Below are 4,949 nucleotides of genomic sequence, written 5' to 3' on the forward strand. Positions count from 1 at the left end.
CTCGGCTTCGGGGCTCCCGTCTTCGCTGCCCTTGCGATCGCGGCACTTGGCTGGTTGTTCCTGTCCGAGCTACCGCCCGGGCGGCGCCTGCTCGCGTTGGGCGGATCACCGCGCTCCGCGGTCGAGACGGGGATGCGGCCAGAGCGGCTGATCCTGATGGCCTACGCAGTCTCGGGCTTCTGCGGCGCCGTGGCCGGCCTGATCACGGTAGGGCGTGTTGGCGTGATCAATCCTGATCTCGGCTACGGCATGGAGTTCACCGTCATCACGGCGGTGGTCCTGGGGGGCACGAGCCTATTCGGCGGTCGTGCCAGCATGTTGGGCACCGTGCTGGCGAGTCTTTTGCTCACGACTGTTGATAACGGGATGACGCTGATCGGCGCCAACCCGTATGCCTACGATGTTGTGCGCGGCCTTGTCTTGCTTATAGCCGTCTCGGCGGATGCAATATCTGCGCACATGCGGACCCGGCGATCGCCGCTCATTCCCGAGTTGCAGGTCTGAATAATGCCGCAAACCGTGCAGTCAAAGAGGACGGATAGACGCCATCATACAACTTAAGACTAAGAGGGAGGAAAGTCATGAGCAAAAGAAGGTTTCACCTAAGCTTGGGGGTGGGGGCGATCCTGTCGGCCACCACACTGCTTGGCATGGCGCAGGCTAAGGACATGACAATAGGAGTATCGTTCGACAAGATCGAGCCTTTCCGGGTAGCCGAGAAGAAGGCGCTGGCCGATGCCATTGCCGCGGCGCATGCCAAGATGGCCTTTGCGAATGCCGACAAGGACGCGCAGCGCCAAGCCTCACAGGTAGACACGCTCGTCTCGCAAGGCGTGAACGCCATTGTTGCGATCCCCTGGGACATTCGAGGCAGCGAACGACCTGGCTCGATCGACGATCGCGTCGGGGATTCCCTTCGTTTCGCTGGACTAGGCACCGTCCGACCTGAAGTCCGTGACCTATCACGTCGGCGGCGACCCTTGCGCTGACGGCAAGGTGGCAGGCGAGTTCTTCGTCAAAGCGGCGGGCGGCAAACCCTTCAAGTTGCTCGAATTACAGGGCGGGTTGGCCAATGACAACGGCATCCGGCGCTCGAAATGCCTGGACGAGGCGTTGAAGGCGGCACCAAACATAACCATTGTCGCACAGGTTCCGACCGACTGGAACCCGCAGAAGGCGTTGGAAGGCACCGAGAACGCCATGCAGGCGCATCCTGATCTCGCCGGGATCTACGCGCCCTGGAACGATGCGCTGCAGGGCGTGTTCTCGGTGCTGAAAGGTAAGGGCCGGCTGCTACAAGTGGGCGACCCGAAGCACATCGTCATTGTCAGCATCGATGGCACGCCCCTCGGCTGCAAGGCGGTTCGGGACCGGCTGATCGACTTGGAGAGAATCCCTCCGCCGAGAACCGCCTGCTGTTGGGTGCTGATCTGAGCGACACTGGCCGCCCTTTTGGCGACGGTATGGTGGGAAGTGTCCACGAAGACGATAATGGACACAAGCGTCCGGTCTGCGCGACGGCGTCGGTCCTGGCCTGAGGCGGTGAAGCGAGAGATCGTGGCGGCGTCGTTGGTGCCCGGCGCCTCTGTCTCCGTCGTGGCGCGGCAATACGACGTGAACGCCAATCAGGTGTTTGCCTGGCGCAAGCTGTATGGCGCTGTGGCCGAGGCGCCGCCGGGGCCGCGGCTCGTGCCGGTGACGGTGACGCCGGATGCGCCGATCGCTCCGCCGCCGCGGCTGCTGGCCGGGATGATCGAGATCGCGCTTCCCGGCGGCTATTGCGTGCGGGTCGGCTGCGGCGTGACGGCTTCGGCGCTGCGGCGGGTGCTGGACGCGCTGGAGCGGCGATGATCGCGTTTCCGGCGAGCGTGCGGGTATGGCTGGCGGTCGGGCGGACCGACATGCGGCGCGGCATGAACGGGCTGGCCTTGCAGGTGCAGCAGGCGCTCGGGCGGGACCCGCATGCGGGCGATCTTTACGTCTTCAGGGGTGCCAGAGGCGACCTGATCAAAATTCTCTGGCACGACGGCGTCGGGATGTCGCTTTACGCTAAGCGGCTGGAACGTGGCCGTTTCATATGGCCCTCGCCGGCCGACGGCGTGGTGGCGATCTCCGCGGCGCAGCTCGGCTACATGCTCGACGGAATCGACTGGCGAAATCCGCGCCAGACCTTTCGCCCAGCATCGGCGGGATAGGCGTCGCGCGACCCGGACATCCGCTCGTGACGCGCAGAAAACGCGTGTCATGGCCACGGGGTTCGTGATTCACTCGGCGTCGTGGAACCCCTCCCGCCGGACCTCCCGGATGACATTGACGCGCTGAAGGCGACGCTGATCGCGACGCGCGAAGCGCTTGCGGCGCAGGCGGCGAAGACAGCGGAACTGGAGGCCCGGCAGTCTGCCGACCAGGCGCTGATCGCCCATCAGAAGCTGCTCATCGAGAAGCTGCGGCGGCAGATGTTCGGCCCCCGTGCCGAGCGCACCGCCCGCCTGCTCGATCAGATGGAGTTCGCGCTCGAGGAACTCGAGACGAAGGCGACCGAGGACGAGCTTGCCGGCGAGATGGCGGCGCAGAAGATGACGCCGGTCGCCGCCTTCACGCGGGCCCGCCCGAGCCGCAAGCCGTTCCCCGCGCATCTGCCGCGCGAGCGCGTGGTGGTGCCGGGGCCGACCGTCTGCGCCTGCTGCGGCGGTGCGCGGCTGGCCAGGCTCGGCGAGACGATCACCGAGAGCCTCGAGGTCGTCCCCCGCCAGTGGAAAGTGATCCAGCACGTCCGCGAGAAGTTCACCTGCCGGGATTGCGAGGCGATCAGCCAGGCGCCGGCACCCTACCACCCGATCCCGCGCGCCTGGGCGGGGCCGAGCCTGCTCGCGATGATCGCCTTCGAGAAATTCGGCTGCCACCAGCCGTTGAACCGCCAGGCCGAGCGCTATGCCCGCGAGGGCGTGCCGCTCAGCCTGTCGACGCTCGCCGACCAGGTCGGCGCGGTGACGGTCGCGCTGGCGCCGCTGTATCGGTGCCTGGAAGCGCATGTGTTCGCCGCCGTTCGGCTGCACGGCGACGACACCACCGTCCCCGTGCTGGCGAAAGGCAAGACCGATACTGGCCGGTTATGGGCGTATGTACGCGACGACCGGCCGTTCGGCGGCACCGATCCGCCGGCCGCGGTGTTCTATTACTCGCGCGACCGCCGCGGCGAACATCCCGCGGCGCATCTCGCCGGCTGGAGCGGCATCCTGCAGGCCGACGCCTATGGCGGCTACGCCGATCTCTATGCGGCGGAGCGCAAGCCCGCCCCCATCCTGGAAGCGGGCTGCTGGGCCCACAGCCGGCGCAAGGTGTTCGAACTCGCCGATATCGAGGCGGCGGCGCGCAAGACGGCGCTCGGCGAGACACCCAGGCCGGTCTATCCGCTGGCGCTCGAAGCGCTACGGCGCATCGACGCGTTGTTCGACATCGAGCGCGAGATCAATGGTCTGCCGCCAGACCAGCGCCGTGCCGTGCGCCAGGCCCAGAGCGCACCGTGGATCGCCGAACTCGAGAGCTGGATGATGGCCACACGCGACAAGCTCTCGCGCGGGCACGATCTTGCCAAAGCCTTTACCTACATGCTGCGCCGGTGGCCGTCCTTTACCCGCTTCCTGGATGACGGGCGGATCTGCCTGTCCAACAATGCCGCCGAGCGCGCGCTGCGCAGTGTGGCGCTCGGCAGAAAGTCATGGTTGTTCGCGGGCTCCGACCGGGGCGGACAACGGGCGGCGATCATGTACAGCCTGATCGCCTCCGCCAAGATGAACGATGTCGATCCCCAGGCCTGGCTGGCTGACGTGCTTGCCCGCATCGCCGCCCATCCCGCGCAGCACGTCGCCCAGCTGCTCCCCTGGAACTGGCGCCGCGAGCGCCTCGACGCCGCGGCCGCCTGACATGCACACCAACAAAGTCCACCACGTCACCACCATCGCCCGCGTCGCCGACCAACTCGGCGAAGACGAAGACTGGCTCGCCAAGATCGCCGGAGAAATGGAGCCGGAGGACGGGTTGATCTGGGTCTACGGGAACGGTGACGACGGGATCATGGCGTTCACCGACTTCGGTATCGACCAGCTCAAAGAGCTCATCGCAATCCACCGCGATCAGAAACACTGATCAACCCACCGCAATGCCAGATGTCCGCGGCCCTCGGCGGAGGGATACTTCGAGCCGAATGTGCCAGAATGGCAGTTTGTGCTCGGTGCCGGGACGGCAGTGAAGCCGCTCTATGACGGCGCGCGTCCGTACACGATTCAGGTTGGGCCCGCGGTCAACATTCGCTACAGGGATATCGCCTTTGCCTCGCTCGGCGAAGGTATTGGCGCCAACCTGCTGCGGGGCGACAACTACCGGGCTGGGATCGCTATTGCCTACGATTTTGGCCGCCGCGTCTCGCAATACCCCAGCCATCTGGAAGGGCTGGGCAATATCGAACCGGCGCCCGCCATCAAACTGTTCGTCTCCTACGCCGTGTCCAAGAGCTTTCCGCTCGTCGTGCGCGCGGATGTCAGGCGTGTGATTGGCGGTGCCAACGGCTGCATCGGTGACCTGGGAGCCTATCTCCCGCTGCCGGGCAGTTCGAAAACACTGGTCATGTTTGCCGGCCCGTCCGTCACTGTCGCCGCCGGTGATTACATGCGCAACGTGTTTGGCGTAGGCGTGGCCCAATCCGCCGCATCGGGATATTCGCGCTATAACGCCACTGCCGGCGCGGAGGCCGTCGGCATGGGGTTTAGCATCACCTGGTTCTTCACTGATCACTGGCTGTTCAATGCCGATACCGCCGTGAACCGGCTGCTCGGAAGCGCCGCCAGCAGTCCCATCACACAACTGAAGACGCAGGGAATTGCCGCAGTTTCCGTTGCCTATCAGTGGTGAACTCAGTGCACGGCATTCTTGTGCGATGGCAAATGTCAGAT

Annotated in this window: 8 protein-coding genes; all 8 read left to right on the plus strand. The window is 65.5% G+C overall.

Going from position 1 to position 4,949, the window contains the following annotated elements:
• Positions 1-504 (plus strand): ABC transporter permease (locus VFH59_RS14780; RefSeq protein WP_325165672.1); only part of this gene is annotated, 504 nt, incomplete at its 5' end.
• 77 nt (positions 505-581) lie between these two features.
• Positions 582-989 (plus strand): hypothetical protein, encoded by a 408-nt coding sequence (locus tag VFH59_RS14785; RefSeq protein WP_325165673.1) that lies wholly within the window; start codon positions 582-584, stop codon positions 987-989.
• Positions 955-1,434, plus strand: coding sequence for a sugar ABC transporter substrate-binding protein (locus VFH59_RS14790; protein ID WP_325165674.1), 480 nt, complete (start codon positions 955-957; stop codon positions 1,432-1,434). Before VFH59_RS14785 ends, VFH59_RS14790 begins: the two co-directional genes overlap by 35 nt.
• A 57-nt stretch (positions 1,435-1,491) precedes the next feature.
• Positions 1,492-1,851: an IS66-like element accessory protein TnpA gene (tnpA, locus tag VFH59_RS14795; protein WP_325165675.1), complete on the plus strand. Its 360-nt coding sequence runs from the start codon at positions 1,492-1,494 to the stop codon at positions 1,849-1,851.
• Positions 1,848-2,195, plus strand: a complete 348-nt coding sequence (tnpB, locus tag VFH59_RS14800) for an IS66 family insertion sequence element accessory protein TnpB (RefSeq protein ID WP_325165676.1) — start codon at positions 1,848-1,850, stop codon at positions 2,193-2,195. The genes tnpA and tnpB overlap by 4 nt, the downstream gene beginning before the upstream one ends.
• A gap of 81 nt (positions 2,196-2,276) precedes the next feature.
• Positions 2,277-3,923, plus strand: coding sequence for an IS66 family transposase (tnpC, locus tag VFH59_RS14805; protein WP_414655901.1), 1,647 nt, complete (start codon positions 2,277-2,279; stop codon positions 3,921-3,923).
• A 1-nt stretch (position 3,924) separates the two neighbouring features.
• On the plus strand, positions 3,925-4,146 hold the full coding sequence (locus tag VFH59_RS14810; RefSeq protein WP_325165677.1) for a hypothetical protein: 222 nt from the start codon (positions 3,925-3,927) through the stop codon (positions 4,144-4,146).
• A gap of 78 nt (positions 4,147-4,224) precedes the next feature.
• On the plus strand, positions 4,225-4,908 hold the full coding sequence (locus VFH59_RS14815; RefSeq protein WP_325165679.1) for a MipA/OmpV family protein: 684 nt from the start codon (positions 4,225-4,227) through the stop codon (positions 4,906-4,908).
• Positions 4,909-4,949 lie beyond the last annotated feature (41 nt).

The organism is Frateuria sp. (genome assembly GCF_035695185.1).
Lineage (GTDB): Bacteria > Pseudomonadota > Gammaproteobacteria > Xanthomonadales > Rhodanobacteraceae > Frateuria_A.